This window comes from Vibrio sp. Sgm 5, assembly GCF_026241575.1.
GTDB classification, from domain to species: domain Bacteria; phylum Pseudomonadota; class Gammaproteobacteria; order Enterobacterales; family Vibrionaceae; genus Vibrio; species Vibrio jasicida.
In genome coordinates this window covers 1-362 of record NZ_JAPHPY010000148.1, presented here as the reverse complement: position 1 = coordinate 362, position 362 = coordinate 1, and the positions used below count along the sequence as shown (strand labels likewise).

Below are 362 nucleotides of genomic sequence, written 5' to 3'. Positions count from 1 at the left end.
AATTCAACGTCGCCTTCCACTTTGTTGTTGCCCGCAAACACTTGCAGCTTACCGTCTTGGTCTACTGACGCTTTCACGAGGTCTGTTTGACCATTGATGTACGTCGCTAGCTCTTCGATATCGTCACCCGCTTTCGCGCTGATGTTGATTTCTTGCTCTTGACCAAAGCTGTCCGTTAGGCTGATTTTCATGTCTGATTTATCAGCAGCAACGTTCCAGTTTTTGTCTTTGCCGTTTTCAGCTTGGTAGCTCACGCCGCCCATCATTTGGTTGTCTGAGCGCATATCTTTTAGGTTAAGCATTACTGCTTCACCGTTGTCCGCACCGATTTGGAAAGACTGAGTGCCGTAAGTACCGTTAAG

At 47.5% G+C, this 362-nt stretch carries 1 protein-coding gene; it reads right to left on the bottom strand.

Features of this window, described 5'->3' with window-relative positions:
* Nucleotides 1-362 (bottom strand): flagellin hook IN motif-containing protein (locus OQJ86_RS26460; protein WP_323054579.1); only part of this gene is annotated, 362 nt, incomplete at both ends.